This is a genomic window from Ruegeria sp. AG1 (assembly GCF_056541705.1).
The window spans coordinates 48,700-74,615 of record NZ_JBQFYU010000002.1; the positions used below are offsets into that span (position 1 = coordinate 48,700).

The window sequence follows — 25,916 nt, forward strand, 5'->3', positions numbered from 1 at the left end:
TGCCTCCGGCGGGGATATTTCCAGCCAGGTGAAGCATCAAGCGCTTTGTGCCATCTTCTGCGCGAGTTTCAGTGCTTCGATCAGGCTGGTTGGGTTGGCGATGCCTTGCCCTGCGATGTCCAGAGCAGTGCCGTGATCGGGCGAGGTGCGGATGAAAGGCAAGCCCAGGGTGACATTCACGCCCCGGTCAAAATCCAGCGTTTTAATCGGGATCAGGGCTTGATCGTGATACATCGCGATTGCTGCATCATAGCGGCTGCGCGCGGCAGCGTGGAACATAGTGTCGGCGGGATGTGGGCCGGTCACGCTGTAGCCCTCGGGCTGCAGGTTCGCTAGCATCGGGGCGATCCAGTCCAGTTCCTCGGTTCCCATCTTGCCGCCTTCGCCCGCATGGGGGTTCAGGCCAGCCACTGCGATGCGCGGGGCCTCAATGCCGAATTGGGAGCGTAGGCCGGTGGCGGTGATCTCGATCGTGTCGTGCAGCAGGGCCGGGGTCAGCTCTTGCGGGACACGGGAGAGGGGGATGTGAATGGTCGCGGGCACGACGCGCAATTGATCGCTGGCCAGCATCATCACCACCCGTTCTCGGCCCGCCAGCGCGGCCAGGAATTCGGTATGACCGGGGTATGAAAAACCTGCTCCGTCGATGAGCGCCTTTTTATGGATCGGGGCCGTACACAGGGCTGAGGCCGCTCCGGATTGCACAACGGAAACGCCCTGTTCGATGGCATCAATGACCGACGGTGCATTGGCTGGGTCGGGTTGGCCGGGCGTGTTGGGGGCTGGGAAGTCCAGTTTCAAAACCGGTAGCGCGGTTTGGGAAACCGAGATGGCCTCGGCCGGGTCGCTGATCAGCTGGGCCTGTGTGTCTGCGGGCAGGTGCGCGACGTCGCCGATGTAGAAAAAGGGGCAGGTGTCGCGCAATTCCGCCCATGCCTTGGCGGCGATCTCGGGGCCTATGCCCGCCGGATCGCCGCAGCTAAGCGCGATGGGCGCGCTCATTGTTCGATGATGCTGGCGTCGGCGCGCAATTGTTCCAACAGGCTGTCAGCAAAGGCTTGCAGGCGCTGTTGCGTCAGCGCATTCGCGACGTCCGCGCGAGAGGTATTTTCGCCCAGATTGCGGGTGCGATTGCACAGCATCAGGAACATCAGTGTTTGGCCGTTGTTGCGTGTCAGCGTGGTCGAGACGTCGTTCGGGTCCAGCTTTGCCAGCTCGACCGCGATGTCGCGCGGGATCTCGGAAGGGGCAGCGTCCACACGCTCCAGCACCTCGGTCGGTTGCTCCTGCGCGATACCGTAAAGGTCATCACAGGTGTCGATTTCTTCGCGCAGTTTCGCGGCGGCGGCCAGTGTTTCGGCGCTACGGCCGCCGGCCATGTAGTAAATGGCGTAGTCGATCTTGGAATAGGAGGGCGTGCCGGTTGAAACTTCACGCAGGCCGCGCATCTGGAACAGAGCGATGGCGTTGGGCAGGGCGATCGGGCTGGTGATCTCACCATTCTTCAAGCCAAGAACCACGGGCTGGAGAGCTGGGGGCAGGCCGGACAGGTTCAGCCAGTCGAGGCGGCCGCCATTGCTGCGGGTTTCTGCAGCCGAGTATTGCGCAGCCGCAGCCGAAAACGCGTCAAACCCTTCGAGATTGGCGATTTCTTCAGCGAGAAGCTCGGTCTGGGCGAGGGTCTGCTGGTTCACGGGAATGATGATTTCAGACAACAAGACCTGAAGCCCACCGCCGCCGCCCTGACCCAGAGCGCGGTTGATCTCTTCCTCGGAGGGGTTGGCCTGAGACAGAAAACGAGCGCTGATATAGTTGCGCCATGTTAGCTGATCGGCGACAAAGTCGCGGACCGTTTCGGGGTCTACCCCCTCGTTGGCCAGCAATTGCAGGAACTGCTCGGTGCTGAGGCGCCCTCGGGCCGCAAATTCATCGACGCCGGCCTGAATCGCTTCTGGCGGGACCTCGATCCCGGCTTCTCGCACCGCTTGTTTGCGCAAGCGGTCATCAATCAGTGCTTGCCGGACTTCGGCCTCGGACCCGCCAGAGATACCGAGTGCGTTTATGAATTGTTGACGTTGCTCCAACTCATACCAAGTTACCACGTCCTGATTGACCCGGATCGCTGGCGAAAACAGGCTTTGCGCAAACGTCTGGGGCGCGGTGAAAGTCAGAATCGTAGCGGCCAGGGCCGGAAGCACCAGCCGGATCGAAGCGGAACGAAGAAACCGTGAGAAAGTTGAAATCAACTGCATGTTCTCTTGTAAGTGTTACCAGCGCCTTCGAGGGCGTATCCTGTCAAGGATACCGTAAAGCCGAATTCGGTCGAAGGCTCAATAGTTGATGTTGAAGTAAAGCGCCGCCTTACGGACATGTTAACCCGAACGCATTCGTTTTGGTATGTCACGCCGAAGCCCAGGCGGATCGGCTCGGATTCGTTCAGGTCATAGCGGGCCTCGGCCCGGGTCAGCCAGTTCTGGTCAACCTGATATCGCCCGCGCAGCCAGATCTCCGAGACCTCCTCGTCGATGTTTTCAGCCGGGTCGGGTTCCAGCCAGATATAGCTGCCGGTGAAGGCTGAACCTTCTTTCGCCCACTCTCCACGCAGCTCGGCCTTGGCAAAGCTCAGGTCACCGTTGAGAATTCCGCGCCCGGCCAAAGACCAGCCATTGGCGGTTTTGAGCTGACCGGCCAGCAGGATATCGGACGATGTGCCCTGCAGTCCCGAAGTCAGAGTGAAATCCGGATCGGCATCCGCACGAAAGACTTGGCCCACCGTGGCAAGCGCCTGCCAGCCTCCGAGACCATAGCGCGCCCAGTTGACGCCGACAGCGGCGGTTGCGCCATCCTCGCGGCGATCCTCTGCCGGAAAGCGCGACAGAGACAGTAGGTTGCCCTCGTCGAATTCCTGAAACGTGCTTTCGTCGATCGGCACGTCATTGTCGGAAACATTCGTCCAGCCGAACTGAACGATGGGTTCCAGAAACTGCGTCGCTCCGGATTTTTCGCGGCGTGTCATCGGATAGCGCAAGGTCAGAGCGGCGCGAGGGGTTGTCCGGGTGGCCTGCGTGGGGAAATTGCTGTCGTGGCGGATGTTGAACGCGTCAATGGAGGCGCCGAACAAAGCATCAGCGCGCAATCCGGTCGCAAAGGTCCAACTTCGAAGCCATTCGGCATCAAATGTTGTGCGGGCAACGTCGCGTCCGACCACGTCCTCATCGCTGGTGCGCTCATGCGCGTGGGCGATGACGTTCACCCGGACCTCTCCGCCGACGGAGGTTGGGAAATAGCGCTTTTGGAAGTTCAGATCGAATATGCGCGAGGGGATTTCATCCTGATCTTCGCTGTCACGCAGAGTCTTGTAGTGAATGAAACTGGTCCGGAACGCTGTGTCGCGCTTGATCCGTTCCAGCGCAACTTCGCTGCGGAGGCGGTCCAAATCGGGCAGACCGTAATCGGCCAGATAGGAATCGTCCGAGGTCGTCTGCAGATCGAAGGTAAAGCGATAGTCATTTTTAAAGTCGAACCAGCCTTCGGCGAACAGATAACCGCGATCCTGATCCGGTTGTATGTCGTCCCGGGTCTGCGCGCCGTTGATCTCGATCCGACCATTCACGAAAGCCTGTCGATAGCGATAGCCAAGCGTCGTGGTTTTGGACGAGAGATAGGGCGTCAGGGTCAGGTCCTTGTGGTCACCAATTTTGAAGAAATACGGCACCTGAACCCCGGTTCCGAGCTGCGAGGTGGTACGAATGGACGGCACCAGGAAACCGGTCGCACGCTCCAGCGTCGGGTCGGGCAGGCGCAGATAGGGGAAGTAGAAAACGGGAACGTCCAGCACCCGCAGCTGAGCTCCCTCAAAGTAAAGCTGCCGCTCTAACGAGTCATGCGTGACCTTACGCGCCCGGATCTGCCACAGAGGCGGACGGCCATCGGTGCAGACATGGCACGAGGTCGCGGCGATCTTGCTGAATTGCGTATAGCGCCCACCGGCGCGGCGGGCCTGAACGGATGCGATTTGCACCTGCTGCTCGAACACCATCCGCGCGCCCACTAGCAGGCCATTCTGAAGCCCGTTGTCCAGCTGCGCCGACTCCGCCAGTACAGTCGTTTGCCCACCCTGATCAATGCGGACGGGGCCATCCAACGTCAGCTCTCCGGTTTCGCGATCATAGACGATGCGATTGGCGCTGAGTTTGACGTTGCCCTGAAACGCCTCGACATTGCCTTCGGCCACAAGTTTGCGTTCGGGCGTGATAAAGATCTTATCGGCCACAAGCAGCGCCGGTTCTTCCTCTTGGGCCGGGCTTTGGGTGACAGTCGGGTCGGACAGATTCTGCGCGGCCAGGCCAAGGGGCAGGGTCAGGGCCAGCAGGCTGGTCGCTGCAAACGGCATAAAACGTCGCATCAGCCGTCCTCCGCGTGCAGCAACAGGCCAAGCGAGAGTAGGATCGCCGCAAAGGGCGGTGCCCAGGCGGCGACGTAGATCGGAAGCTGGCCGTTTTCGCCCAGAATCTGCGCGAAGTTGCGCACGAAATAGATCGCAAAGCCCAGCAGAACAGCCGTCAGCACCGCCACACCGGTTCCACCAAAGCGCACATGGCGCATGGTGAAGGCGGCTCCGATCAGGACCATGGCGACCAGAAACAGCGGCCGGGCAAGTTGGACATGCAACCAGACCTCATATTGCTTGGTCGAGAACCCGGCCTCACCCAAATCACGGATCAGCTTGGGCAGATCATAGACCGAGACCGAGTCCTGCTTACCCAGCGTGTCCAGAATGCGTTCCCGCGTTAGTGTGGTCGGCAGCTCAAGACGTTCATGCGAAACAGCGTTTGTTTCAGGGTTCAGGTCGTCCCGCAGCGGCCAGAGTTTGGCGTCGGTCAAAACCCAGGTTCCGTTGGTTAGCTCCGCGCGTTCGGCCACGATCTGCTGGTTTGGCTTTCCGCCGCCCGAAAAGGTGATGATGGTCACATCGTCAAGACCCAGAGTATCCCCGTTCGATGTACCCCTGGCGTGGATCACGGATTGGCCATTGTCCGAGCTTTGACGCAACCACAGCCCCTCGCGGCTGATCGACAGGGCAGAGCTGCCATCGTCGCGATAGGCATCCGATAGACGCTCGAACTCTTCCGAGGTCGCGGCGGCGATCGGGTTCAGCAAAGCAACGGCCAGAATGCCAATCATCAGGGCCAGGATGACGGGGGCCACCAGCGCCCGCAGCCCCGAGCGTCCGGTGGCGCGGGTCACCACAAGTTCCGAGGTGCGCGCCAGCCCCACGAACAGCGCGATGGTGGACAGGATAATCAGCAGGGGCAGCATCTCGCTGATCGCGGCAGGGGTGTTCAGCAGTGTCAGACCCAGCAATTGGCCGACGGACAGGTCATAGTCGTCAAAGCGGCGCAGCTGTTCGATCAGGTCGATCAGAATCATCAGGGTCAGAAAGATGCCGCCGATGACCACAAAGCTTTGAAGAAAGCGGCGCGCGAAATAGCGGTCGAGGATCACGGAAAGACCCTCTCAGGGCTTGAAACGCAGGGGTTCACGCCCGGATCGCCAATGCATGTCATCATGCGCGACAGCGAATGCCTGCCGTTTGGTGCCACTTAGATCTCCCCCGAGCCTGCCGTTTATTTTTGCAGGACCTTAATGCAAATGGCGGGCGGGGAAAACTGCTATCTGGTCAAGCCGCGCAGCGCGGGCTAGGTCTTGGGGAACAGATTTTGAGGAGTTTGCTATGAGCAGTCTGGTACCAATCCGTTTTGAGGCATTTGACGTGGATGCCATGGCGCAGGCGGAAGGGCGCGTGGCAATCATCATTCCCGCCGATGGTAAGATGAACCCCGCCGTGCGTCGCGCCAACAAACTGACGCGTGGAGCGGTTGCTCGATTGGTGGAAAGCGATCGGTTCGAAAAGGTGAAAACCGGGGATGTTATCTCGCTGGCGTGGCCGGTTGGAATGGCTGCCCAAGCGTTGGATATTGTGGTCCTGCCGCGCCGCCCCGAAGCGGATGAGGCGCGCAAGGCGGGGGCGTCATTGGCTAAACTGGCTGGTGGCAAAGACCTGTTGGTGATGGCGGGCAATCAGGTGCGCGTGGAACATCTGTCGATGGGCATCGCTTTGCGCAGCTATGATTTCGACGTCCACAAAACCAAGGAGAGCGATGCGGCAGGTTCGGTCACGATCAGCCACAGCAAGCATGACGAGGCCGAGGCGGCCTTTGCACCGATGTATGCGGTTGCCGATGGGGTGCGGATGACCCGCGACTTGACGAATGAGCCTGCAAACATCCTGACCACCACCGAATTCGCCGACCGTCTGGACGAGATGAAATCGCTGGGCCTCGAGGTCGAGGTGCTGGAAGAAGACAAGCTGGCCGAACTGGGCATGCGCACGCTGTTGAGTGTGGGTCAGGGCTCGGTCAGCCCGTCGAAAGTTGTGGTGATGCAGTGGAACGGGGGCGACAAAGACGATGCGCCGCTGGCGCTTGTCGGGAAGGGCGTTGTGTTCGACACCGGAGGGATCTCGCTGAAACCGGCGGGTGGCATGGAAGACATGACCATGGACATGGGCGGTGCAGGGGTTGTGGCCGGCACCATGCGGGCGCTGGCCAAGCGCAAGGCCAAGGCCAATGTGGTTGGTCTTGTGGGGCTGGTCGAGAACATGCCCTCAGGCAATGCGACCCGTCCGGGCGACGTGGTGAAATCAATGAAGGGCGATACGGTCGAGATCATTAACACAGATGCTGAGGGCCGTTTGGTTCTGTGCGACGTGATGTGGTACGCGCAGGAAAGGTTCTCTCCGGTCGGTATGATTGATCTGGCGACCCTGACCGGGGCGGTCATCATCGGACTTGGCCATGAGAATGCAGGTGTGTTCTCGAACAATGACACCTTCTGCGATGCCTTCCTGAAATCGGCCAAGACCGAGGACGAAGGCGCATGGCGGCTGCCTTTGGGTGCGGCCTATGATAAGCAGCTGAAGTCGCGCATCGCGGATATGAAGAATGTAGGTGGACGGCCTGCGGGCTCGATCACCGCAGCGCAGTTCCTGCAACGCTTCGTCAAGGAAGAGACGCCGTGGATTCACCTCGATATCGCTGGCGTCGCCTCGGTCGCTGCTGAGACGTCTTATGCCCCCAAAGGCGCCACAGGCTGGGGCGTTCGAGCGCTGAGCCGCTTTGTGCAGGACAATTTCGAGTAATCCCATGGGGGCCGTCTATTTCTATCACCTGACCCGTCAGCCGCTGGAGCATACTTTGCCGGTCCTGCTGGACAAGGCGCGTCAGGCCGGGTGGAAGATTGCCGTGCGGGGGACTGATCCTGCACGGCTGGACTGGCTGGACGAAAAACTGTGGCTGGGACCCGAGGACGGGTTCCTGCCGCACGGTCGGGCCGGTGGGCCGCATGATGCGATGCAACCGATCCTGCTTACCTTGGACATGCAGGCCGCAAATGATGCCAGCTGCGTGATGGCGGTGGACGGGGCGGCGATTGACCCGGACGAGGTCGCCGCGCTGGACCGGGTCTGCATTCTGTTCGACGGCAATGACATGGAGGCCGTTCAACATGCGCGCGGCCAATGGAAAGCGCTGACTGGCGCGGGATGTTCAGCGCAATACTGGTCCGAGGAATCGGGCCGTTGGGAAAAGAAAGCCGAAGCCTAGCGCGCGGCTGTTGCGGAAATCAGGAGAGCGACAAATGGAAATGAAGCCTTTGGGCCGCACCGGGATCATGGTGTCTGATCTATGTCTTGGGACGATGACATTCGGATCGCAAACCTCTGAAGCAGAGGCGCATACGCAGATGGACGTGGCGCTGGCAGCCGGGATCAATTTTGTCGATGCCGCCGAGATGTACCCGGTCAATCCAGTCGCCAAAGAGACGATTGGTCGGACTGAGGAAATCCTTGGCAACTGGAACGCGGCCAATACCGCGCGCCGTGGGGATTATGTTCTGGCCACCAAGCACTCGGGTGAGGGGCTTCGCTTTGTCCGCGATGGCGCGCCGATCACCGCTCAGACGATCCCCGAGGCCATCGAGGGCTCACTGAAGCGTTTGAAGACCGACTATATCGACCTCTATCAGTTTCACTGGCCCAATCGCGGCAGCTATATGTTCCGGCAAAACTGGACGTTCTCTCCGAGGGGGCACAACACCGATGAAGTGCTTGAGAATATGCAGGAGTGTCTGGAGGCGCTTCAGGTTCAGGTCGACAAGGGAAATATCCGGGCCTTTGGATTGTCCAACGAAAGTGCCTGGGGGACGGCGCAATGGCTGCGCTTGTCCGAGCAGATGGGCGCCCCACGGGTGGCGTCGGTTCAGAATGAATACTCGCTGCTGTGCCGACTGTTTGACACGGACATGGCCGAGTTGAGCGTTCATGAAGATGTGGGCCTGATGGCGTTCTCGCCTTTGGGAACGGGTTTGCTGACGGGTAAGTATCAGGGCGGGGCCATTCCCGATGCCTCGCGCATGTCACTGTCACCTGAATTGGGCGGGCGCAAGTCCGAGCGGGTTTTTGATGCGGTTGACGTCTATTTGCAGATCGCCGCGCGGCATGGGCTGGACCCGACATTGATGGCGCTGGCGTGGTGCCGGACCCGACCGTTCATGATGTCGGCCATCTTTGGTGCGACGACGGTGGCGCAGTTGGAGCATATTCTGTCTGGCGTCGATCTGCGCTTGTCGGATGAAGTTCTGGCCGAGATTGAGGCGGCGCACAAAGCGCATCCGATGCCGTATTAAGACGTTTCGGGTTTATCCCGAAGCGATTTAGGGGGCTCTGCCCCCGCCGCCTGCGGCGTCTCCCCCGGGATATTTTGGGCCAGATGAAGTGGATCCGGTCAGTGATGGGTGGGATGCGTGCTATCCTGTCTGAGGTCACGGGCCGACAGGCCGTGGGCCGTGCGGAAGGCGCGGGCGAAGCTGGATTGCGAGGTGAACCCGGTGGCTTGGGCCACGTCCATCAGCGACATGTCGGTATCGGTAACCAGACGGCGGGCCTCGGCCATGCGCAGCTGCAAGTAGTGGTCCTGCGGCGTGGTGTTCAGGCGCAGGCGGAACTGCTGCTGCAGGGTGCGGGGGCTGGTGCCCAGCCGGTCGGCGATACGGGCTAGTGGCAGCGGATCGTCTAGCGCGGCCTCCATCAGGCTATTGGCTTTGGAGGTCAGCGCGGAGTGGTGGTTTACCTTGGGCGTGTCTGATTTGGTTTGCGCCGGAGCGCCTTCGTACAGGAACTGGTTTGAGACACGTGCGGCAAAAACCGCACCATGACGTGCGGCGATGATGTGCAGCATCATCTCGACCGCGGGGATCGCGCCGCCCGAGGTCAGTCGGTTTTCGGAGATTGCGAAGCGGGTTGCTTGAACATCGACCTTGGGAAAGCGGCGCGCGAAACTGTCGAGATCGTCCCAATGGGTGGTCGCGGTGTGACCATCGAGCAGGCCAGCCTCGGCCAGTAGCCAGGGCCCTCCGTCTATGCCGGCCATTGTGGCACCTGTGGCCGCGATGCGCCGCAATCCCGCGATCAGGCTGGGGGTTGCTTGGCGGGCCATTTGAAATCCGGCAACGACAATCATCAGGTCGCAGCTCTGCAGACGGGCCAGCGGTATGCCGGGAACGGTGAGCGCACTGGTCAGCATGACTGGCTCGTCCGTTGGGGTCACGTAGTCCCAATCAAAGGCCGGGCGATCGGCCAGACGGTTGGCGGCGCGCATCGGATCCACGGCCGCGGCAAAGCTGAGCGTGCTGCATTCATCCAGAACCAACAGCGCCGTTTTCAAGGCGCGATGTTCCGGTTGCAGCATGTTTTTTGCGGATTTCATCAAGTTCGATTCGCATTCTGACAAGTGTTTCCACAAGGCTGCGTCAGAGGCGGCGGTTGCGCAAATCGGAATCCGGGGAGAAGCCTGGGGAAAACTTTGGTCAAAACTGGGTATAACTTGGGGAAAACGTTTTTGCCCGGAAAACGGCAGGTATTCCATTGTTAGGAGCCCGCCCATCAGACAAGGCCGGGCACCTTGTTTCGATTTGCTGGCCAGCGGAATCGGCCCGCTGACCGGATGGGCGGAGCGTGTCGTTTTTTGATGGCGCTACAAGCGAGTAGAGCTAGGGCGTCAGCCTTGATTCGGGCCTCGGATTTGGCGGATTGTGCGGCGGACGGCTTGCCAATTTTTGGCCTCTTGCGTGTTTCCGGCGGCCTCACATTCGCGCATCTTCTGAGCGGCTTCCGCCTCGGCCCGGTCGCCGTGCGCGGAGTAGAGGGCGCGTGCATATTGAGCGGTTTGTAGTGCGTCCATTCTGATCATCCTCCGTAGAGTGTCTGCGCGTTCGCGGTGTCACTATACTACAGGATCTGAAAAACCGCACGTTTGAGGCGTCAGCCCTTTGCAATCTCGGCCCGCAACCCGCGCAGGTATTCGGGGAAACGGCGGGCGGTCATTTCAGCCTCGCGGATCAGGGTGTCGAAATGTCGACTGAACACCTCGATACGGTCGCGGTCGCGGAAGGCCATGTAGTGACTGCCCGCATAGAATACGCACAGAAGGGGCCCGAAAATCGTGACAGGCGCGGAATACAGACGTTTGGCATCAAACAGATAGATGCGCAGGCGGGGATAGTGCTGCTCGCTGAGGTCCAAAAGGTGGTCGATCTGTTCCAGACGGACCGGTAACGGCAGTCCTTCGTAGTAGCCGGTGCCGAGGGCAAAGCTGCGGATCTCATACAAAGGCATGGCGATCTCATAGTCCGACTGGGCGCTGCGCATCCAGGACAGGCGATCCTCGGACGCGCCAATTGCTTGATCTGCTGTGCGGCCCAAATGCGGGGCGTATTCCCATTCGAGGATCGCGCGGGTCTTGAGCATATCGGGCAGGGTGGCGGGCACGTAACGGATCTTGTAGCCGGCAGCCTCTTGATGCCATTGGAAAATACGCTCATCGACAAGGGCGCGGGGGGCCTCGGTCATGGTCAGAGAGCTCGCCAGCAGTTCCGCGGCGCTTTCGGGACGGTCCGAGAGGCTCAGCAGCCAATCTGCCGAAACTCCCAAAGCAGAGGCGCAACTGCCGACCACATGGGCGTTGGGTAGGCGGGCGCCCTCATCGGTTAACAGCTGTGACACGGTCGAGCGGTCGACACCGATATGTCGGGCGAGGGCGCTTTGGCTGACACCGGTGTCCTCCATCGCGCGGGAAAGTCGCTGGCGAAACTGAGCAGCGCGGACTCGTTTGTCGATTTTCTCTATCATAAGGAGATAAATATCACTTCTGATGATTTTTGTTAATCATATTCAGAATTCCCAACACGCCACTCGTTGAGTAACGCTTTTGTGATAACAACAAAAAACGGGGTCCGGAATGGAAACGCGACGAAGATCTGTCGTGAAAGCACTCATTTGGAATGTGATGGGTTTTGTGATGATGACGCTGGTAGGTCTGATCGCCACCGGGTCAGTTGCCGTGGGCGGCGTGGTGGCGTTGGTCAATACCGCAATCGGTCTGACGCTTTACATTGTCTATGAGCGGGTCTGGGCGGGGATCTCATGGGGGCGTCATGGGGAAAGCTGAAACGCCCGAATGGGGCACATTGGCCCTGATCTCCGCATGTTACGCCGCCTGGTTGATTGCCACTTTCTATGTGGCGGGTTGGAGCCTGTGGCTTGCTATCCCGATGATGGGAGCGGTTGCCGCCCTTCATTCCTCGTTGACGCATGAGGCTTTGCACGGCCATCCGTTTCGCACGAAATGGTTGAATGAGGCACTGATGGCCCTGCCATTGACCCTGTTTATTCCATTCAACCGGTTTCGCGACCTACATCTTGCGCATCATCAGGATTCGAACCTGACAGATCCCTATGACGACCCCGAGAGCAACTACCATGACCCAAAGGTCTGGGCGCAGCTGTCCGCATGGCAAAAGAGGGTGCTTGCCACCAACAACACCCTTCTCGGGCGCATGGTTTTGGGGCCTGCGATTGGGCAGGTTATGTTTCTGCAGGGTGAATGGAACAGCCTGATCCGTGGAGACCGTTCAATCGCTCTTGCATGGGCGCTGCATATCCCCGGAGTTGCGGTGGTTCTGTGGGTCGTCGCACACTCCTCTATGCCGATTTGGGCCTATGTCATGTCGGCCTATTTTGGGCTGGGTCTTGTGAAGATCCGCACCTTCCTTGAACACCGCGCGCATGAGAAATCACGCGCCCGCACGGTGATCGTTGAAGATCGCGGTATTCTGGCTTTCTTGTTTCTGAACAACAACCTGCACGTGGTTCATCACATGAACCCATCGGCCCCATGGTACGAATTACCCGCGCTCTATCAATCGGGGAAAGAGCGGTATCAGGATTGCAACGAAGCCTATGTCTACACATCCTATGCCGAGATATTCAGGGCGTATTTCTGGCGGGCGAAGGACCCGGTGCCGCATCCGCTCTGGCCAAAACCCTGATTTAACGACAGAACGGAGTTCATGAGTCTATGGATTCCAATCACCATCGCCGCCGCCAGTTTTCAGACGGTCCGGTTTATGCTGCAAAAATCGCTGAGCAGCGTGAAACTGTCTGCGGCGGGGGCGACCTTTGCGCGCTTTGCCTATTCCTTGCCGTTGGCCCTGCTGGGGCTGGTCGTGGCCATTCAGGTCACCGGGTTGAGCCTGCCCGATTTGTCCGCGCGGTTCTGGGTGTTCGCGATCATCGGCGGCACCTCGCAGATACTTGCGACGATCTGTGTCGTCGCCCTGTTCAAGCAGCGCAACTTTGCCGTCGGAATTACGTTCAAGAAAACCGAAGTCATCCAAACCGCGATCGTTGGATTTGTGGTGCTGGGCGATCAGGTCTCGACCGGGGCGTTAGGGGCGATTGTCGTGGGGCTTCTGGCGGTTCTTCTATTGTCCAAAACCCCCGGAGGGGACGGGGCGTGGTGGCAGCATCTGACCAATCGCGCCTCGCGGCTTGGGCTAGGCTCGGGGGTGTTATTCGCCTTCTCCTCGGTCAGCTATCGCGGTGCCTCGCTTGAGCTGGGCGATATCGACGCGTGGTTTCGTGCGTTGGTCACGCTGGCTGCAGTGGTCACGTTTCAATTCGTCAGCATGGGGATCTGGCTGCTTTGGCGCGACCGGGCCGAGTTGCGCGCGGTGTGGAACACGCGCCGAACCGGCGTGTTCGTTGGCCTGACCAGTCTCTGCGGATCGTTCTGCTGGTTCTTCGCCTTCACCTTGCAGAACGCGGCCTATGTCAAAGCACTGGGGCAGGTCGAGCTATTGCTCAGCCTGCTTGCCTCGACCCTGTTTTTCCGTGAGATAATCACCCGGCGCGAGATCGCCGGGATGCTGTTGCTGGGTGCGTCGATTCTGGCGCTGGTACTGTCAATCTAGGCGACAGGAATTAACCCGCGCGACGTTCATCAAAGCTAAGGGCGATGAAGCTGGGCAGGTGATCGCCCATGCCGACAACGGCCGGGCCATGATCGTCCTTGCGGCCACGACCGCGAGTTTTGGGTTCGCGGGGCTCGCGCTCTTTCTTGCCTTCGCTGCGCTTGCCTTCCGCTGCTTTGGCGGGTTTCTCGGCTTTCGGCTTCTCGGGCTTGGGTTCGTCCTTAACCGGATTGTCGAGGCGCGGAATTTCCTTCTGGATCAGCTTTTCAATCGCATCCAGAGCCTTTTCGTCACGACCCGAGCAGATCGTCACGGCCTTGCCTTCACGTCCGGCACGGCCCGTGCGGCCGATGCGGTGCACATAGTCCTCGGCATGGCCGGGGACGTCGAAGTTGAACACATGGCTAACCGACGGGATATCGAGACCACGCGCCGCCACGTCCGAGGCGACCAGAAGCCGCAGCGAGCCATCGCGGAACCCGTCCAGCGTTTTCATCCGCTGCGACTGGTCCAGATCGCCATGGATCGCGGCAGCGTTATAGCCGTATTTCTTCAGGGATTTCGAGCAGATATCCACATCCGTCTTGCGATTGCAGAAGATGATCGCGTTGGTGCATTTGTCACCTTCGGCGTCGATCAGCGCGCGCAGAACCTTGCGTTTACCGCTGGCTTCACGATCCCGGCGACCGCCTTTGAACATCACCACGCCTTGTTCGATTGTCTCGGACGCGGTGGCCTGACGGGCGACCTCGATCCGGGCGGGGGCGGACAGGAAAGTGTCGGTGATACGCTCAATCTCCGAGGCCATGGTGGCCGAGAAGAACAGCGTCTGGCGCGTGAAGGGCGTCAGTGAGAAGATGCGCTCGATATCTGGGATGAAGCCCATATCCAGCATCCGGTCGGCCTCATCCACAACCATGATCTGCACACCGGTCAGCAGCAGCTTGCCGCGTTCGAAATGGTCCAGCAAACGGCCCGGAGTGGCGATCAGAACGTCTACGCCGCGGTCGATCAGGGCCTCTTGCTCTTTGAAGCTGACACCGCCGATCAACAGCGCTTTGGTCAGTTTCAGATGCTTGGAGTAGGTGTCGAAATTCTCGGCCACCTGCGCGGCCAATTCCCGTGTCGGGCACAGCACCAGCGAACGCGGCATCCGGGCTCGGGCGCGGCCACGGGCCAGCAATGTGATCATCGGCAGCGTGAAGCTAGCGGTTTTCCCGGTGCCGGTCTGGGCGATGCCCAATACGTCTCGCCCTTCTAGCGCGGGCGGAATCGCGCCTTCCTGGATCGGAGTGGGGGTTTCGTATCCGGCTTCCTCAATGGCTTTGAGGACCTTTAGGTTCAGGTTCAGTTCGGTAAACTTTGTCATATATGTCCGATTATTGCGGACACTTGACCTGGCCCGCGCGTCTGCGTCATGCCGGGTCGATCTGACCATGCGCACCATGCGCGTTTCGGCTTGAGGCGGGACATAACAAAAACGTGGGGCGGGGTCAAATGAACTGAAATCCCTACAGGGTCAACCGGCTGGAAATGGCATTTTTTGCAACAATTCAGCAGCTTCCGGGAAAGTGTTTCGCCACTTTTTCATCCAGATGCAACGGGCGGTGCCGGATCTGATCATGTGCCTCAAGTCGAGCACGGACGTCCGGGTCATCGGCGCTGAGTTCATCGTAAAATGCACGCAGCCCATCAACACCACTGGCAGACTCGATCTGGCTGAACAGCTCGTTCTTGTTCAGGCCGCCTTGGTCGCGGGGCAGGTTCGGGGACATGCCGGGTTTGTACGAGCCACGCTCCATCCGGAAACGGTAGTGCTTGAACCAATGCTCCCAACTCGGCGCGTGATGGTGGCACAACTCCAGCCCCGGTAGTTCGAATTTGCAGGGCAGGAGGGTCTTGTCCTGAAACAGGTTGTGGATGCGAAAACTTAGCTTTTTCAGACCCGTGCGCACGATCAATTTGCCCTGCACATGGCTGAGGAACCCTCCCAGCACATGGGCGCCATAAGTGGGATAAAGCGCCTGCACCAAAGCCTCACGGTCCGGGCTTTTGGGGATATGCGCTTTGTACAGGTCCTCGGCCCCGGCAATGGCCTCAATCGGGCGGATCCGAACGGCGGGGGTATCTGCGGGCACGGTATCCAGCAGCTCCGGGATGGGGGCGTCCGCCCACAGGAACTCATCCACATCAATATGGGCCAGCCAATCCAGATCGGTTTTGCGATAGGTATAACTGGCATGGGTGGATTGGCGCACCTGATGCTTATCCGGGCGCGTCCGGTTCCGGCCACGCCAGAAAGCGTCATCGCAGAGTGTCACTTGCACCTTAGGGTGCTGCTCCAACTGGCGCTGCGCCTCGGGGTTGGGCTCATCCAGATAGAGGTACAGCCGGTCGCCCCCCAGATCGAGGTGATGGGCCGCAAACCGCAGGATATCCAGCGCGGGTCCTCGCACCATGGAGACAACACCCCATGTGGTCATCGGCGCTGCATCCGGGCGAGACGGCGTTCGCGCATCTTTTTCAGGCGACGAAAGACGGTTCCGGGGTCTTTGTTCAACTCGGTCATCAGTTGATCCGCCAGCGGCGCGATGGTCGGATCGGTCAGCGCCTTGGTCCAGATCGGCGCGATCAGCGACACGGCCAGCCCGCCGCGCTCCAGTGAGAAAGACTGCATCTGCAACGGCAGCGGGGCGGTGCTTTTGCCGCGAAACCAATGGGTTTCCTCGGGTCCGCGTTTGGAGAACAACCGCTCGAACTCATAGAGCTTCATCAGCCCGAACAGCATCCGCAGTGCCTGACCAACCTCGCGCTGGGTCGGCGTGTCGCCGTGATCGGCAAAGGTCTGCACCGAGGAGACGAGCCAGCGCAAATCAAGCGCCTCAAGCAGATGCGGGGATTGCTCGGCCCAGAGCCGCCGAAACAAAGCGGGCGTGTGACGCGGGTATGAGCGTTTGCGCAGATTGGCGATCAGCTGGGCGTTCAGGAAAGCCAATTCCGAATTGCCGACGAACTCGGTGGCGATCTTGGCGCGCTTCTGGTCCCACGCGGTGGCATCTTCGCTTTCGGGGGCGAGGGTCGCGCGTTCCGGCACGATCTGCTGCGTCATTGCGTCCAGATCAACGTCCAGATCGGGCAGGGGGCGGGTGCCGAACACAAAAGGCGCGCGCCTGTTTTCCAGGATCTCCAGCATGTCGGGCAGGCCGCCAGGAAAGGTCAGGTCGTCATCGCTCATGCGGGCAGAATTGCACAGCCGGGATTGGCTGTGCAATCAGGCAGTTGGATCACACCATCATCTCTTTGGTGGCCGTCAGGTTCAGTGCCGGATAGTCGCGCACGACCCGGTCGATATCCCATTGCAGACGGGTCAGATAGACTATGTCGCCATCATGGTCATGAGCGATGTGCTGTTTGTTGGCGTTGACGAATTTCTCGACCTCGGCCTTCTCACCGCTGACCCAACGGGCCGAGGTGAATTGAGACGCCTCGAACCGAACCGGCAGGCCGTATTCCATCTCGATCCGGCTGGCGAGCACTTCGAATTGCAGCGCGCCCACGACGCCAACGATAAAGCCCGACCCGATCGAGGGTTTGAACACTTTGGCCGCGCCTTCCTCGGCGAATTGCATCAGGGCTTTCTCAAGATGCTTGGCTTTCATCGGATCGCCCGGACGGACGGTTTGCAGCAATTCCGGTGCAAAGGAAGGGATGCCGGTCACGCGGATCGCTTCGCCTTCGGTAAGCGTATCGCCAATGCGCAGCTGGCCGTGGTTTGGGATGCCGATGATGTCCCCGGCCCATGCCTCTTCAGCCAGTTCGCGATCCGAGGCCAGAAACAGCACCGGGTTCGAGATCGCCATAGGCTTTTTCGACCGCACATGGGTCAGCTTCATGCCGCGTTTGAAATGCCCCGAGGCCATACGCACAAAGGCCACCCGGTCGCGGTGCTTGGGGTCCATATTGGCCTGCACCTTGAAGACAAACCCGGCGACTTTCTTTTCGTCCGGGGAGATCTGACGGGGTTCGGCCGATTGCACCTGCGGCTGCGGGCCATAGGCGCCGATGCCCTCCATCAGCTCTTTCACGCCAAATGAGTTGATTGCTGAGCCGAACCAGATCGGGGTCATATGCCCCTCAAGCACGGCTTGAGGGTCGAGCGCGGGCAGAAGCTCGCGCGCCATTTCGACCTCTTCCAGCAGCTTCTCCAGCAGGTGTTCGGGCACGTGTTCGGCCAGTTTGGGATCGTCCAAACCGTCGATCTGGATGCTTTCGGCCACTTTGTTGCGGTCGGCGCGGTCCATCAGTTCCAGCCGGTCACGCAGCATGTCATAACAGCCGATGAAATCGCGGCCCACGCCGATGGGCCATGCGGCAGGCGTGACGTCAATGGCCAGCATTTCCTGAATTTCGTCGATGATCTCGAACGTATCGCGGCTTTCGCGGTCCATCTTGTTACAGAAGGTCAGGATCGGCAGATCGCGCAGGCGACAGACCTCGAACAGCTTCTGCGTCTGGCTTTCGACACCTTTCGCTCCGTCGATCACCATCACAGCCGCATCCACCGCAGTCAGCGTGCGATAGGTATCTTCCGAGAAATCGCTGTGGCCGGGGGTGTCGACAAGATTGAACCGGAAATCCCCGTAGTCAAACGACATCGCCGAGGCGGATACCGAGATACCCCGATCCTTCTCCATCTGCATGAAGTCCGACCGCGTGCGCCGCGCCTCACCCTTGGCGCGCACCTGACCGGCCATCTGGATCGCGCCCCCGTACAACAGGAACTTTTCCGTCAGCGTCGTCTTGCCCGCATCCGGGTGCGAGATGATGGCGAATGTCCGACGACGAGCGATCTCGGGCGGCAATACGGGTTGGTTCGAGGCGGTATCAAGCATGAGCGCGCGTATAGGCGGGGAAACCCGCCGAAGCAAGACAAACGGACTGGTTCGAATCGGCGAGCTGTGGCAAAGAGAACATATAGTGAACAAATTATGGGAGTGAACCAATGGAATTGAAAGAGATTGCAAATGAGCTTGTGGCCGGTTGCCGCGAAAATCGAACCGCTGAAAATCTGGGTAAACTCTATGCCGCGGATGCTGTCTCGGCCGAGGCGGTGGATGACGTTGGCATGGGGCGTGAGGTCCAAGGTCTGGATGCCATTCGCGGCAAACACGAATGGTGGGACAGCGCGACAGAGGTCAGCCATGTATCGGTCAGTGATCCGATGTTGCATGGCGACGACCGCTTTGCCGTGATTTTCGAGATCAAGGGCAAGTTCATAGAAAGCGGCGAGAATTTCGATATGAGCGAAGTGGGTGTCTACCACGTGGCCGATGGCAAAATTGTGAGGGAAGAGTTCTTCTACTAAGGCCTGTTGAATTCTGGTCTTCTCTGTCTGGCTGGTGCTAGACATGCGGGCAACAACAGACAGAGGGGATCAGAATGGATCTTGGAATTCGCGGCAAGCGTGCGTTGGTTTGTGCCAGCAGCAAAGGGCTTGGGCTGGGCTGTGCCGAGGCGTTGGCTGAAGCAGGTGTCGATCTGGTGATGAATGCGCGTGGTGCTGAGGCACTTGAATCTGAGGCGGCACGGTTGCGTGTGGACCATGGCGTTGCGATTGAAACGGTGGCCTGTGATGTGACCTCAGCCGAAGGTCAGGCGCAGGTGGTCGATGCCGCGCAAGATATTGATATTATGGTCACAAATGCGGGCGGGCCGCCTCCGGGTTTGTGGTCGGACTGGGATCGTGAGGATTTCATCAAGGCACTGGATTCCAACATGCTGACGCCGATCGCTTTCATGAAAGCGCTGCTGCCAGGGATGATGGAAAAAGGTTGGGGGCGGGTGGTGAATATCACCTCGCAATCCGTGCGCGCGCCGATCCCGGCTCTGGGGTTGTCGAATGCGGCGCGCACCGGGCTGACCGGTTACGTGGCCGGAACGGCGCGTCAGGTCGCCCCGCAAGGTGTGACGATCAACAACCTGCTTCCGGGGATTCATGACACCGACCGCGCCTTGTCGCTGGATACAGGTGTGTCCAATCAGCAGGGGATTTCACTGGATGAGGCCCGCGCGGCCCGGTCCGCCACGATCCCGGCGCGCCGCTATGGCACGCGTCAGGAATTCGGCGCGGCCTGCGCTTTCCTGTGTTCTCAACATGCGGGCTTTATCGTTGGGCAGAACATCTTGCTGGATGGCGGCGCAACAAATTTGACGATGTAAGTATGGCTCAGAATTTCTCTCTGAAGGACCAATTGTTCAACGTGGAAAAAACCCGCTATCTGGCGGGTTTGTTCCAGTCGGCGGACCCGGAATTCGACGCTGAGGCGTTCGAAGCGCAGGTCATGTCGCGCCTGTTGGATCTGGAACTGAAAGAGAGAATGGCCTGGATCGCCGATTGCCTGCAGCAGTCCTTTCCGGGCAATTTGCCAGCGGTCGCGCCGTTGATCCTGCGCGCCTTGCCGCCGCCTTTGGATCCCAGCAAGACAGATGATGATTTTGGCGATTTCATCTTTGCGCCACTCGGGTATTGGGTTGTCTCAGTTGGGGCTGAGCATCCGGAACTGGCGTTGGATGTGCTGGAGGAACTGACTCAACGTTTTTCGATGGAATGGGCGATCCGTCCGTTCCTGAACAGCCATCCCGATCTGGTCTTGGCGCGGATGAAGCGTTGGAGCAAACACGACAGCTATCATGTGCGCCGTCTGGTCAGCGAGGGCACGCGGCCCCGCTTGCCATGGGGTCAGGCGGTGGGTCTCGCGCTGACCGACCCCTTGCCTTTGCTGGATGGTCTGCATCGGGACAAAACGCGCTATGTGACCCGCTCGGTTGCGAACCATCTGAACGATATCACGAAAAAGGACCCCGATCTGGTTCTGGACTGCTTGCAGCGTTGGCGCGAGGCAGGTGAGCAGGAAGAGGCAGAGTTGGATTGGATGGTCTCTCATACCCTGCGTGGGCTTGTGAAGGCCGGGCATCCGGGGGCGATGAAGATGCTGGGTTATGACCCGGACGCGGAAGTCACCGCTGCCATTTCAGTGGACGGCGAGGCGCGGATCAATGGCGCGTTGGCGTTCGCGGTCGATTTGAAAGGGTCTGCTGATCAACCGGTTCTGGTGGATTATATAGTTTACTTTCAACGCCCTAACGGGAAAACTTCGGCCAAGGTTCACAAGCTGAAACAGGCCGCGCTGAAGGACGGCGCATTGCGTCTGGACAAACGCCACAAGCTCAAAGGCAATGCGACCACGTTCAAACTGGTGCCCGGCGCGCATCGGCTTGAAGTTCAGGTGAACGGAAAAATCCGCGCCGGTGTCGATTTCGAGCTGCTTGCGGAATAGCTGATCCCTTGCGCCGGACGGGCGGGGTTGCTATCCCCGCTCAAGCCCGTTGGAATTGATCGGGAAAGGCAACAGGACCCATCTGTGACAGGCAACTCACCTCCTCCTCGTTTGGAAATTCGCAATATGATCCGCCGGTTCGAAGGCCGGGTTGTGGTGGATGACGTCTCGCTGACGGTCGAGGCGGGGCGGGTGACCTGCCTGCTTGGGCCGTCCGGCTGCGGCAAATCCACAACCTTGCGGATGATCGCCGGGGTCGAGATGCAGGACGAAGGGCAGATCTATGTCGATGGTAAGCTGATCTGTGATACGGTGTTCCGTGTCCCGCCTGAACGCCGCGAGATTGGCTTGATGTTTCAGGACTTTGCCCTGTTCCCGCATCTCAGCGTGGCCGACAACGTGAGTTTCGGCCTGAAGGGTAGCAAGGATCAGAAACGCGCCCGGGTTGAGGAACTTTTGACCAAAGTCGATCTGATGCGATTCATCGACGGGTTCCCGCATCAACTGTCCGGCGGCGAACAGCAACGGGTGGCTTTGGCGCGCGCTCTGGCCCCGCGCCCCCGGATCATGCTTATGGACGAGCCGTTCTCGGGCCTCGACAACCGCCTGCGCGACGGTATCCGCGACGAAACGCTCGCGATCCTGAAAGAGGAAGACGCCGCCGTTCTGCTGGTCACCCATGAGCCGGAAGAGGCCATGCGCATGGCCGACGAGATCGCCCTCATGCGGGGCGGCAAGATCGTGCAGCAAGGTGCGCCCTACAACGTCTACACGCGGCCAGCGGACAAAGCAGCAGTCGCATTCTTCAGTGATGTCAACGTGTTGCAGGCGCAAGTGAATGGTGCCTTGGCCGAGACCCCGTTCGGGCAATTCCTGGCACCGGGCTTTCCGGACGGTACCGATGTCGAGATCGTTTTCCGTCCCCAACACCTCCGGCTGGATTTCGACCGAAACGGCAAAGGGCCTTTGCCCACGGCCACAGACGGCGTCGCCGCGCGCGGCGTGGTTGAGCGGGCCCGGTTCCTGGGCAATGAAAGCCTGGTCGAGTTTCGGATGGACTATGACGGCTCGATCCTCAAGGCGACGGTTCCGAACGTGTTTGTCCCCGCGCCAGGGCGGGCAATGTGGCTGACCATTCGGCGCGACCGCTGTTTCGTTTTCCCTAGATAGAGCGCAATTTACCCGCAAGTGGTGCGCGAAAGCCGCAGATTGCGGGCCTGCATTGCTTGCCGCAACGCGGGGTCGGGTCTATCAAGGGCGAAACGCGGGGGTGGGACGGTCATGCGTATTCTGATTACCAATGATGACGGCATCAATGCGCCGGGGCTGATCACGCTTCAGGCGATTGCAAAGGATCTGTCCGGACCTGACGGTGAGGTCTGGGTCGTGGCCCCAGCATTCGAGCAATCCGGCGTCGGCCACTGCATAAGCTACACCCATCCCATGATGGTCGCCAAACTGGATGAGCGGCGTTTTGCGGCCGAAGGCTCTCCAGCGGATTGTGTGTTGGCAGGCTTGCATGACGTCATGAAGGACTGCCCGCCCGATCTGGTGTTGTCTGGCGTGAACCGGGGCAACAACTCGGCGGAAAATACATTCTATTCCGGGACCATTGGCGGCGCGATGGAGGCTGCTTTGCAGGGCGTGCCGGCCATTGCCCTGTCCCAGTATTTCGGCCCGCGCAATCTGGGGCTCGAGGATCCGTTCGAGGCCGCCAGTCGCTTTGGCGCTGATCTGGTGCGCCGCATTCTGGACGCGACCCCTGCAGAGCAAGGCGACTACCGCCTGTTCTACAATGTGAATTTCCCGCCCGTTCCCGCCGACGAGGTTCTGGGCACCCGCGTAGCCTCGCAAGGGTTCCGCCGCGATACGCATTTCTCGGTCGAGCCACACAGCTCGCCCTCGGGGCGGCGGTTTCTGTGGATCAAGGGCGGATACCAGCACAACCCGACCGCGCCCGGCACGGACGCGGCGGTCAATCTGGAAGGCTATATCTCGGTCACGCCGATGCGCGCGGATCTGACCGCGCATGACACGCTAGAGGCATTGAAGTCGATCGAATGAGTGGACTGGACCCAGAAACCGTCATGCAGTTCCTGTTTGCCCTGCGTAAGCGGGGTGTGACCGATGCGCGTGTTCTGGCCGCGATGGAGGCGGTCGACCGGGGGCGCTTCGTCACCGGCCTGTTCGCCGACCGCGCTTACGAGGATATGCCGCTGCCCATCGCCTGCGGTCAGACGATCAGCCAGCCGTCCGTTGTGGGGTTGATGACACAGGCGTTGGATGTGCGTCCGCGTGACACTGTGCTCGAGATCGGGACCGGGTCGGGGTATCAGGCGGCGATTTTGGCGAAACTGGCGCGGCGGGTTTACACGGTTGAACGGCATAGGCGACTGGTCAGCGAGACCGGCAAGCTGTTCGCCGAACTGGGGCTGACCAATGTCACGTCGATGCTGTCGGATGGCTCGTTCGGTTTACCGGAACAAGCGCCCTTTGATCGGATCATCGTGACCGCAGCGGCCGAGGACCCGCCAGGCCCGCTCTTGGCGCAGCTGAAAATCGGGGGTATCATGGTGCTACCCGTCGGGCAGTCGGATGCGGTGCAGCAGTTGATTAAGGTGACGCGCACCGAGACCGGTCTGGACTATGATGAATTGACGTCGGTTCGGTTCGTGCCGCTGCTTGAAGGGCTAGGCAAGGACGAGACGTAACAGGTTTTTTGGAATGGATCGCCGGAACCCCGGATAACAGGGGCAGGTGTTGAGGACAAAAGTCATGAGAGCAGTTACCAAATCAACGATGCGCCGTTGTGCGACCGGAGTTGCGGCTCTGGCCATTCTGGCCGGGTGCGAAGGGCCGTTGGACTACGACCTGCGCGGACAACTCGGCGGGTTTTCCACCACGGATGCGGCGCAATCCGCAACCACCAGCCGCCCTGCGCCCGATGCGCGCGGGGTGATCACTTATCCGAACTATCAGGTCGCCGTGGCGCGCCGGGGCGATACAGTGCGCGATGTTGCGGCTCGGGTCGGCCTGCCGGAAGGTGAGCTGTCGCGGTTCAACGGCTTGCAGACAACCGACACGCTGCGCGAGGGTGAAGTTCTGGCCCTGCCGCGATCCGTAGGGGCATCAAGCGGTGTGGATATTGCCTCAATCGCTGGAAACGCGATTGATCAGGCCCCGGATACGGGCGGGGTGCAGACGACGGTGCTGAAGCCGGTCGAACCGGCGCCAACGCCTGCACCGGTCGCTTCTGGTCCAGAGCCGGTGCGCCACAAGGTGAAGCGGGGCGAGACGGCCTTTACCATCTCGCGCCTCTATCAGGTGCCGGTTGAAGCTCTGGGAGAGTGGAACGGCTTGGGACCGGATTTCGCCATTCGTGAGGGGCAGTATCTGCTGATTCCGGTCAAGAACCAGGCTGCCCCGCGTCAGGCGGCGGCAGCGGCTCCGGTCGCAGCAACAGAGGTGACGCAGCCGGGGCAGGGATCTCCGACGCCGACACCGCCGAGTGCGACCCAGCCACTACCGGATGAGCAGGTCGCGCCTTTGGCCGAGGCGCCCGAGGCGCCGGATGTCACAGCTGAAGCGCCGACCAAAAGTTCCGGCAATTCCGCGCTGTCCTTGCCGGTCGCGGGCAATATTATCCGGACATATGACAAGGGTAAGAACGAAGGCATCGATATCGCGGCCGCTCCGGGAACGTCGGTCACTGCAGCCGAGGCAGGCACAGTGGCGGCGATTACCGCAGATGCCGATCAGGTACCGATCATCGTTGTGAAGCATAATAATGACTTGCTGACGGTTTATGCCAATGTCGACGATATCACCGTCAAGAAAGGTGATCGCGTGCGGCGGGGGCAGAAATTGGCGGAACTGCGCGGCGGCGACAATGCGTATGTTCATTTCGAAGTCCGCAAAGGTTTTGAGTCGGTTGATCCTGAACCTTATCTGAGGTGACCAGAATGGCCCGTTCCGGGCCGTGCCTCCGGCGGGGATATTTTCAGCCAGATGAAGGGCGGATCACCCGTGTGGATCGAAGTCGCTTAGGCGTTTTCCTGGCTCGTCTGTGAAAAGCTCGGGCAGGGGGGTGACGGTTTCGATAAGGTCGATGCGGAAAACGCGAAAGCCGTTGCGCAGCTCGCACCATGCGGTGAGGGTCCAGACGCGGCCCCAGTATTCCATATGGAGGGGGCGGATGGTGCGTTCGGTTAGTGCGCCGTCGATGCGGCGGTAGGACAGCTGCAATTTCTGGCGGGTTTTGATAGCAGCGCGGAGCGGGGCCATATGCGCCAATCCGCGCGCGGCATCGGCGAAGGGATAGACCGCAAATTTCCAAGTATCGGCCTCGGCCACGACCTGCGTGGGCAGGACGGCGTCGATCTTTTCTGCAAGTGACTCGGCTGCGGCTTTCAGGTCCGGGTCAGCTGCCTCGGCGACGATAGCCATCCCGAGGTTCAGCGCCTCAAGTTCGGCCGTGGTCAGGTTGAGCGGGGGCAGGGTGATCTGCTCTCGCACCATGTAACCCACGCCGCGTTCGCCCTCGACAGGAACGCCCGAGGCGACCAAGGTATCCATGTCGCGGTAGATCGTACGGACCGACACCTCGAGCCGGTCCGCGATGTCCTGCGCGCGGTGTAGTTTCCCGTCGCGTAGGATCTGGATGATGTCGAACAGACGATCAGTGCGGCGCATGATACGCCGTTCCGACCTGCGTCAGGTCATGTTCCATAGGACTGCCTCATGCCGCATCTGCAGGCTTTCGGGGTTGATGGCTGCCATCAGGGCCGGTGCAAACTCCTGTTGCGGGAATTCTGCAGCCGCCGTCTGAGCGGCCTTCATATTTTGCCAAACGACATAGTCCGTCCAGCGACCGTCTTCCCCTTGACTGAGCTGGCGATAGGCAAAGCCGGGTGCTGCGCGCACGAAGCTCTCGGTCGATTGGCTGAGTTTGACGAAGGCCTCGGGTGAGGTGCCCTCGGTCAGGGTGAAGGTGACGATTTCGGCGACATGGGTCATGTGTTTCTCCGTTGACCAGGTTGCGATACCGCTGTCCTAGCCCGTAGCAACTGACATAAACCTGTCAGTTGAGAAAAGCGAGAGCCATGAATCCGCAAGATCACATCAAATTTGCCGCCCGAATTGGCTCGGCCACCTTTTGAGAACGCGGCTTGCGGCGTAAACACGGGATCAGAAAAGGGTTCAGGCGCAGTG

The 25,916-nt window shown here is 60.1% G+C and carries 26 protein-coding genes; 13 read left to right on the plus strand and 13 right to left on the minus strand.

The features are described 5' to 3' along the window. Positions 1-36: 36 nt before the first annotated feature. The 4 genes from pdxA to lptG are packed head-to-tail and all read right to left on the minus strand — an operon-like array spanning position 37 to position 5,505. On the minus strand, positions 37-1,002 hold the full coding sequence (gene pdxA, locus ACR0B5_RS02665; protein WP_480538238.1) for a 4-hydroxythreonine-4-phosphate dehydrogenase PdxA: 966 nt from the start codon (positions 1,000-1,002) through the stop codon (positions 37-39). Further along, positions 999-2,252: a peptidylprolyl isomerase gene (locus ACR0B5_RS02670; protein ID WP_170664992.1), complete on the minus strand. Its 1,254-nt coding sequence runs from the start codon at positions 2,250-2,252 to the stop codon at positions 999-1,001. Before ACR0B5_RS02670 ends, pdxA begins: the two co-directional genes overlap by 4 nt. Continuing rightward, entirely contained in the window at positions 2,243-4,405 is a 2,163-nt protein-coding gene (locus tag ACR0B5_RS02675; RefSeq protein WP_480538240.1) for an LPS-assembly protein LptD, read from the minus strand. Before ACR0B5_RS02675 ends, ACR0B5_RS02670 begins: the two co-directional genes overlap by 10 nt. Next, entirely contained in the window at positions 4,405-5,505 is a 1,101-nt protein-coding gene (lptG, locus tag ACR0B5_RS02680) for an LPS export ABC transporter permease LptG (RefSeq protein ID WP_480538242.1), read from the minus strand. The genes ACR0B5_RS02675 and lptG overlap by 1 nt, the downstream gene beginning before the upstream one ends. Positions 5,506-5,734: 229 nt before the next feature. On the opposite strand from lptG, the gene ACR0B5_RS02685 reads away from it, so the two are divergent. Genes ACR0B5_RS02685 through ACR0B5_RS02695 form a run of 3 tightly spaced genes read left to right on the plus strand, consistent with a single transcriptional unit; the run spans position 5,735 to position 8,745 of the window. After that, positions 5,735-7,201, plus strand: a complete 1,467-nt coding sequence (locus ACR0B5_RS02685) for a leucyl aminopeptidase (RefSeq protein ID WP_480538244.1) — start codon at positions 5,735-5,737, stop codon at positions 7,199-7,201. A gap of 4 nt (positions 7,202-7,205) precedes the next feature. After that, complete coding sequence (locus tag ACR0B5_RS02690; protein WP_480538246.1) at positions 7,206-7,664, plus strand: DNA polymerase III subunit chi; 459 nt, start codon at positions 7,206-7,208, stop codon at positions 7,662-7,664. A 34-nt stretch (positions 7,665-7,698) separates the two neighbouring features. Further along, on the plus strand, positions 7,699-8,745 hold the full coding sequence (locus ACR0B5_RS02695) for an aldo/keto reductase (RefSeq protein WP_480538248.1): 1,047 nt from the start codon (positions 7,699-7,701) through the stop codon (positions 8,743-8,745). A gap of 98 nt (positions 8,746-8,843) precedes the next feature. Here the strand turns inward: ACR0B5_RS02695 and ACR0B5_RS02700 are convergent, their stop codons facing one another. The 3 genes from ACR0B5_RS02700 to ACR0B5_RS02710 form a co-directional block, all read right to left on the minus strand. Next, positions 8,844-9,824, minus strand: coding sequence for a GlxA family transcriptional regulator (locus ACR0B5_RS02700; RefSeq protein ID WP_480538250.1), 981 nt, complete (start codon positions 9,822-9,824; stop codon positions 8,844-8,846). Positions 9,825-10,115: 291 nt separating this feature from the next. Further along, the gene (locus ACR0B5_RS02705) at positions 10,116-10,298 is read right to left on the minus strand and encodes a hypothetical protein (protein ID WP_170466555.1); all 183 of its coding nucleotides are present in this window, start codon (positions 10,296-10,298) and stop codon (positions 10,116-10,118) included. A gap of 80 nt (positions 10,299-10,378) precedes the next feature. Further along, the gene (locus ACR0B5_RS02710) at positions 10,379-11,245 is read right to left on the minus strand and encodes a helix-turn-helix domain-containing protein (protein ID WP_480538252.1); all 867 of its coding nucleotides are present in this window, start codon (positions 11,243-11,245) and stop codon (positions 10,379-10,381) included. Between the two features lie 109 nt (positions 11,246-11,354). On the opposite strand from ACR0B5_RS02710, the gene ACR0B5_RS02715 reads away from it, so the two are divergent. The 3 genes from ACR0B5_RS02715 to ACR0B5_RS02725 are packed head-to-tail and all read left to right on the plus strand — an operon-like array spanning position 11,355 to position 13,368. After that, a complete protein-coding gene (locus ACR0B5_RS02715) occupies positions 11,355-11,564 on the plus strand; it encodes a DUF2061 domain-containing protein (RefSeq protein ID WP_480538254.1) in 210 nt (69 codons plus the stop codon). Beyond that, positions 11,551-12,444 carry a fatty acid desaturase gene (locus ACR0B5_RS02720; protein WP_480538255.1) on the plus strand — a complete coding sequence of 298 codons (894 nt, stop codon included), beginning with the start codon at positions 11,551-11,553 and terminating at the stop codon, positions 12,442-12,444. Before ACR0B5_RS02715 ends, ACR0B5_RS02720 begins: the two co-directional genes overlap by 14 nt. Positions 12,445-12,465: 21 nt before the next feature. Continuing rightward, positions 12,466-13,368: an EamA family transporter gene (locus ACR0B5_RS02725; protein ID WP_480538256.1), complete on the plus strand. Its 903-nt coding sequence runs from the start codon at positions 12,466-12,468 to the stop codon at positions 13,366-13,368. Between the two features lie 10 nt (positions 13,369-13,378). On the opposite strand, the gene ACR0B5_RS02730 is transcribed toward ACR0B5_RS02725, so the two are convergent. The 4 genes from ACR0B5_RS02730 to ACR0B5_RS02745 form a co-directional block, all read right to left on the minus strand. Then, a complete protein-coding gene (locus ACR0B5_RS02730; protein ID WP_480538257.1) occupies positions 13,379-14,737 on the minus strand; it encodes a DEAD/DEAH box helicase in 1,359 nt (452 codons plus the stop codon). A 184-nt stretch (positions 14,738-14,921) separates the two neighbouring features. Further along, positions 14,922-15,851 carry a glycosyltransferase family 2 protein gene (locus tag ACR0B5_RS02735; RefSeq protein ID WP_480538258.1) on the minus strand — a complete coding sequence of 310 codons (930 nt, stop codon included), beginning with the start codon at positions 15,849-15,851 and terminating at the stop codon, positions 14,922-14,924. Further along, positions 15,848-16,603, minus strand: a complete 756-nt coding sequence (locus ACR0B5_RS02740; RefSeq protein ID WP_480538259.1) for a hypothetical protein — start codon at positions 16,601-16,603, stop codon at positions 15,848-15,850. Before ACR0B5_RS02740 ends, ACR0B5_RS02735 begins: the two co-directional genes overlap by 4 nt. Positions 16,604-16,652: 49 nt before the next feature. Next, positions 16,653-18,260: a peptide chain release factor 3 gene (locus ACR0B5_RS02745; RefSeq protein ID WP_480538260.1), complete on the minus strand. Its 1,608-nt coding sequence runs from the start codon at positions 18,258-18,260 to the stop codon at positions 16,653-16,655. 110 nt (positions 18,261-18,370) lie between these two features. On the opposite strand from ACR0B5_RS02745, the gene ACR0B5_RS02750 reads away from it, so the two are divergent. The 7 genes from ACR0B5_RS02750 (at position 18,371) to ACR0B5_RS02780 (ending at position 24,662) form a co-directional block, all read left to right on the plus strand. Then, positions 18,371-18,733, plus strand: coding sequence for a SnoaL-like domain-containing protein (locus ACR0B5_RS02750; protein ID WP_170373896.1), 363 nt, complete (start codon positions 18,371-18,373; stop codon positions 18,731-18,733). 74 nt (positions 18,734-18,807) lie between these two features. Beyond that, a complete protein-coding gene (locus tag ACR0B5_RS02755; protein ID WP_480538263.1) occupies positions 18,808-19,587 on the plus strand; it encodes an SDR family oxidoreductase in 780 nt (259 codons plus the stop codon). 2 nt (positions 19,588-19,589) lie between these two features. Further along, complete coding sequence (locus ACR0B5_RS02760; RefSeq protein ID WP_480538265.1) at positions 19,590-20,705, plus strand: hypothetical protein; 1,116 nt, start codon at positions 19,590-19,592, stop codon at positions 20,703-20,705. A 126-nt stretch (positions 20,706-20,831) separates the two neighbouring features. Further along, positions 20,832-21,875, plus strand: a complete 1,044-nt coding sequence (locus tag ACR0B5_RS02765) for an ABC transporter ATP-binding protein (RefSeq protein ID WP_480538267.1) — start codon at positions 20,832-20,834, stop codon at positions 21,873-21,875. Positions 21,876-21,986: 111 nt separating this feature from the next. Next, the gene (gene surE, locus ACR0B5_RS02770) at positions 21,987-22,769 is read left to right on the plus strand and encodes a 5'/3'-nucleotidase SurE (RefSeq protein ID WP_480538269.1); all 783 of its coding nucleotides are present in this window, start codon (positions 21,987-21,989) and stop codon (positions 22,767-22,769) included. Beyond that, complete coding sequence (locus ACR0B5_RS02775) at positions 22,766-23,416, plus strand: protein-L-isoaspartate(D-aspartate) O-methyltransferase (protein WP_170373891.1); 651 nt, start codon at positions 22,766-22,768, stop codon at positions 23,414-23,416. The genes surE and ACR0B5_RS02775 overlap by 4 nt, the downstream gene beginning before the upstream one ends. 64 nt (positions 23,417-23,480) lie before the next feature. Then, the gene (locus tag ACR0B5_RS02780; RefSeq protein ID WP_480538271.1) at positions 23,481-24,662 is read left to right on the plus strand and encodes a peptidoglycan DD-metalloendopeptidase family protein; all 1,182 of its coding nucleotides are present in this window, start codon (positions 23,481-23,483) and stop codon (positions 24,660-24,662) included. A gap of 63 nt (positions 24,663-24,725) precedes the next feature. Here the strand turns inward: ACR0B5_RS02780 and ACR0B5_RS02785 are convergent, their stop codons facing one another. Together ACR0B5_RS02785 and ACR0B5_RS02790 are read right to left on the minus strand one after the other, a co-directional pair. Next, positions 24,726-25,397: a helix-turn-helix transcriptional regulator gene (locus ACR0B5_RS02785; RefSeq protein WP_170700495.1), complete on the minus strand. Its 672-nt coding sequence runs from the start codon at positions 25,395-25,397 to the stop codon at positions 24,726-24,728. A gap of 21 nt (positions 25,398-25,418) precedes the next feature. Continuing rightward, entirely contained in the window at positions 25,419-25,721 is a 303-nt protein-coding gene (locus ACR0B5_RS02790; RefSeq protein ID WP_480538273.1) for a hypothetical protein, read from the minus strand. Positions 25,722-25,916: the final 195 nt, after the last annotated feature.

Excerpts from the sequence above, each read along its gene's own strand:
- ACR0B5_RS02685 (WP_480538244.1), top strand. The coding sequence starts at position 5,735 with ATGAGCAGTCTGGTACCAATCCGTTTTGAGGCATTTGACGTGGATGCC.
- ACR0B5_RS02775 (WP_170373891.1), top strand. The coding sequence starts at position 22,766 with ATGAGTGGACTGGACCCAGAAACCGTCATGCAGTTCCTGTTTGCCCTG.
- ACR0B5_RS02785 (WP_170700495.1), bottom strand. The coding sequence starts at position 25,397 with ATGCGCCGCACTGATCGTCTGTTCGACATCATCCAGATCCTACGCGAC.
- ACR0B5_RS02735 (WP_480538258.1), bottom strand. The coding sequence starts at position 15,851 with ATGACCACATGGGGTGTTGTCTCCATGGTGCGAGGACCCGCGCTGGAT.
- ACR0B5_RS02720 (WP_480538255.1), top strand. The coding sequence starts at position 11,551 with ATGGGGAAAGCTGAAACGCCCGAATGGGGCACATTGGCCCTGATCTCC.
- ACR0B5_RS02740 (WP_480538259.1), bottom strand. The coding sequence starts at position 16,603 with ATGAGCGATGACGACCTGACCTTTCCTGGCGGCCTGCCCGACATGCTG.
- ACR0B5_RS02725 (WP_480538256.1), top strand. The coding sequence starts at position 12,466 with ATGAGTCTATGGATTCCAATCACCATCGCCGCCGCCAGTTTTCAGACG.
- ACR0B5_RS02670 (WP_170664992.1), bottom strand. The coding sequence starts at position 2,252 with ATGCAGTTGATTTCAACTTTCTCACGGTTTCTTCGTTCCGCTTCGATC.
- ACR0B5_RS02765 (WP_480538267.1), top strand. The coding sequence starts at position 20,832 with ATGATCCGCCGGTTCGAAGGCCGGGTTGTGGTGGATGACGTCTCGCTG.
- ACR0B5_RS02750 (WP_170373896.1), top strand. The coding sequence starts at position 18,371 with ATGGAATTGAAAGAGATTGCAAATGAGCTTGTGGCCGGTTGCCGCGAA.
- surE (WP_480538269.1), top strand. The coding sequence starts at position 21,987 with ATGCGTATTCTGATTACCAATGATGACGGCATCAATGCGCCGGGGCTG.
- pdxA (WP_480538238.1), bottom strand. The coding sequence starts at position 1,002 with ATGAGCGCGCCCATCGCGCTTAGCTGCGGCGATCCGGCGGGCATAGGC.
- ACR0B5_RS02760 (WP_480538265.1), top strand. The coding sequence starts at position 19,590 with ATGGCTCAGAATTTCTCTCTGAAGGACCAATTGTTCAACGTGGAAAAA.
- ACR0B5_RS02705 (WP_170466555.1), bottom strand. The coding sequence starts at position 10,298 with ATGGACGCACTACAAACCGCTCAATATGCACGCGCCCTCTACTCCGCG.
- ACR0B5_RS02675 (WP_480538240.1), bottom strand. The coding sequence starts at position 4,405 with ATGCGACGTTTTATGCCGTTTGCAGCGACCAGCCTGCTGGCCCTGACC.
- ACR0B5_RS02780 (WP_480538271.1), top strand. The coding sequence starts at position 23,481 with ATGAGAGCAGTTACCAAATCAACGATGCGCCGTTGTGCGACCGGAGTT.
- ACR0B5_RS02745 (WP_480538260.1), bottom strand. The coding sequence starts at position 18,260 with ATGCTTGATACCGCCTCGAACCAACCCGTATTGCCGCCCGAGATCGCT.
- ACR0B5_RS02710 (WP_480538252.1), bottom strand. The coding sequence starts at position 11,245 with ATGATAGAGAAAATCGACAAACGAGTCCGCGCTGCTCAGTTTCGCCAG.
- ACR0B5_RS02790 (WP_480538273.1), bottom strand. The coding sequence starts at position 25,721 with ATGACCCATGTCGCCGAAATCGTCACCTTCACCCTGACCGAGGGCACC.
- ACR0B5_RS02755 (WP_480538263.1), top strand. The coding sequence starts at position 18,808 with ATGGATCTTGGAATTCGCGGCAAGCGTGCGTTGGTTTGTGCCAGCAGC.
- ACR0B5_RS02695 (WP_480538248.1), top strand. The coding sequence starts at position 7,699 with ATGGAAATGAAGCCTTTGGGCCGCACCGGGATCATGGTGTCTGATCTA.
- ACR0B5_RS02700 (WP_480538250.1), bottom strand. The coding sequence starts at position 9,824 with ATGAAATCCGCAAAAAACATGCTGCAACCGGAACATCGCGCCTTGAAA.
- ACR0B5_RS02715 (WP_480538254.1), top strand. The coding sequence starts at position 11,355 with ATGGAAACGCGACGAAGATCTGTCGTGAAAGCACTCATTTGGAATGTG.
- ACR0B5_RS02690 (WP_480538246.1), top strand. The coding sequence starts at position 7,206 with ATGGGGGCCGTCTATTTCTATCACCTGACCCGTCAGCCGCTGGAGCAT.
- ACR0B5_RS02730 (WP_480538257.1), bottom strand. The coding sequence starts at position 14,737 with ATGACAAAGTTTACCGAACTGAACCTGAACCTAAAGGTCCTCAAAGCC.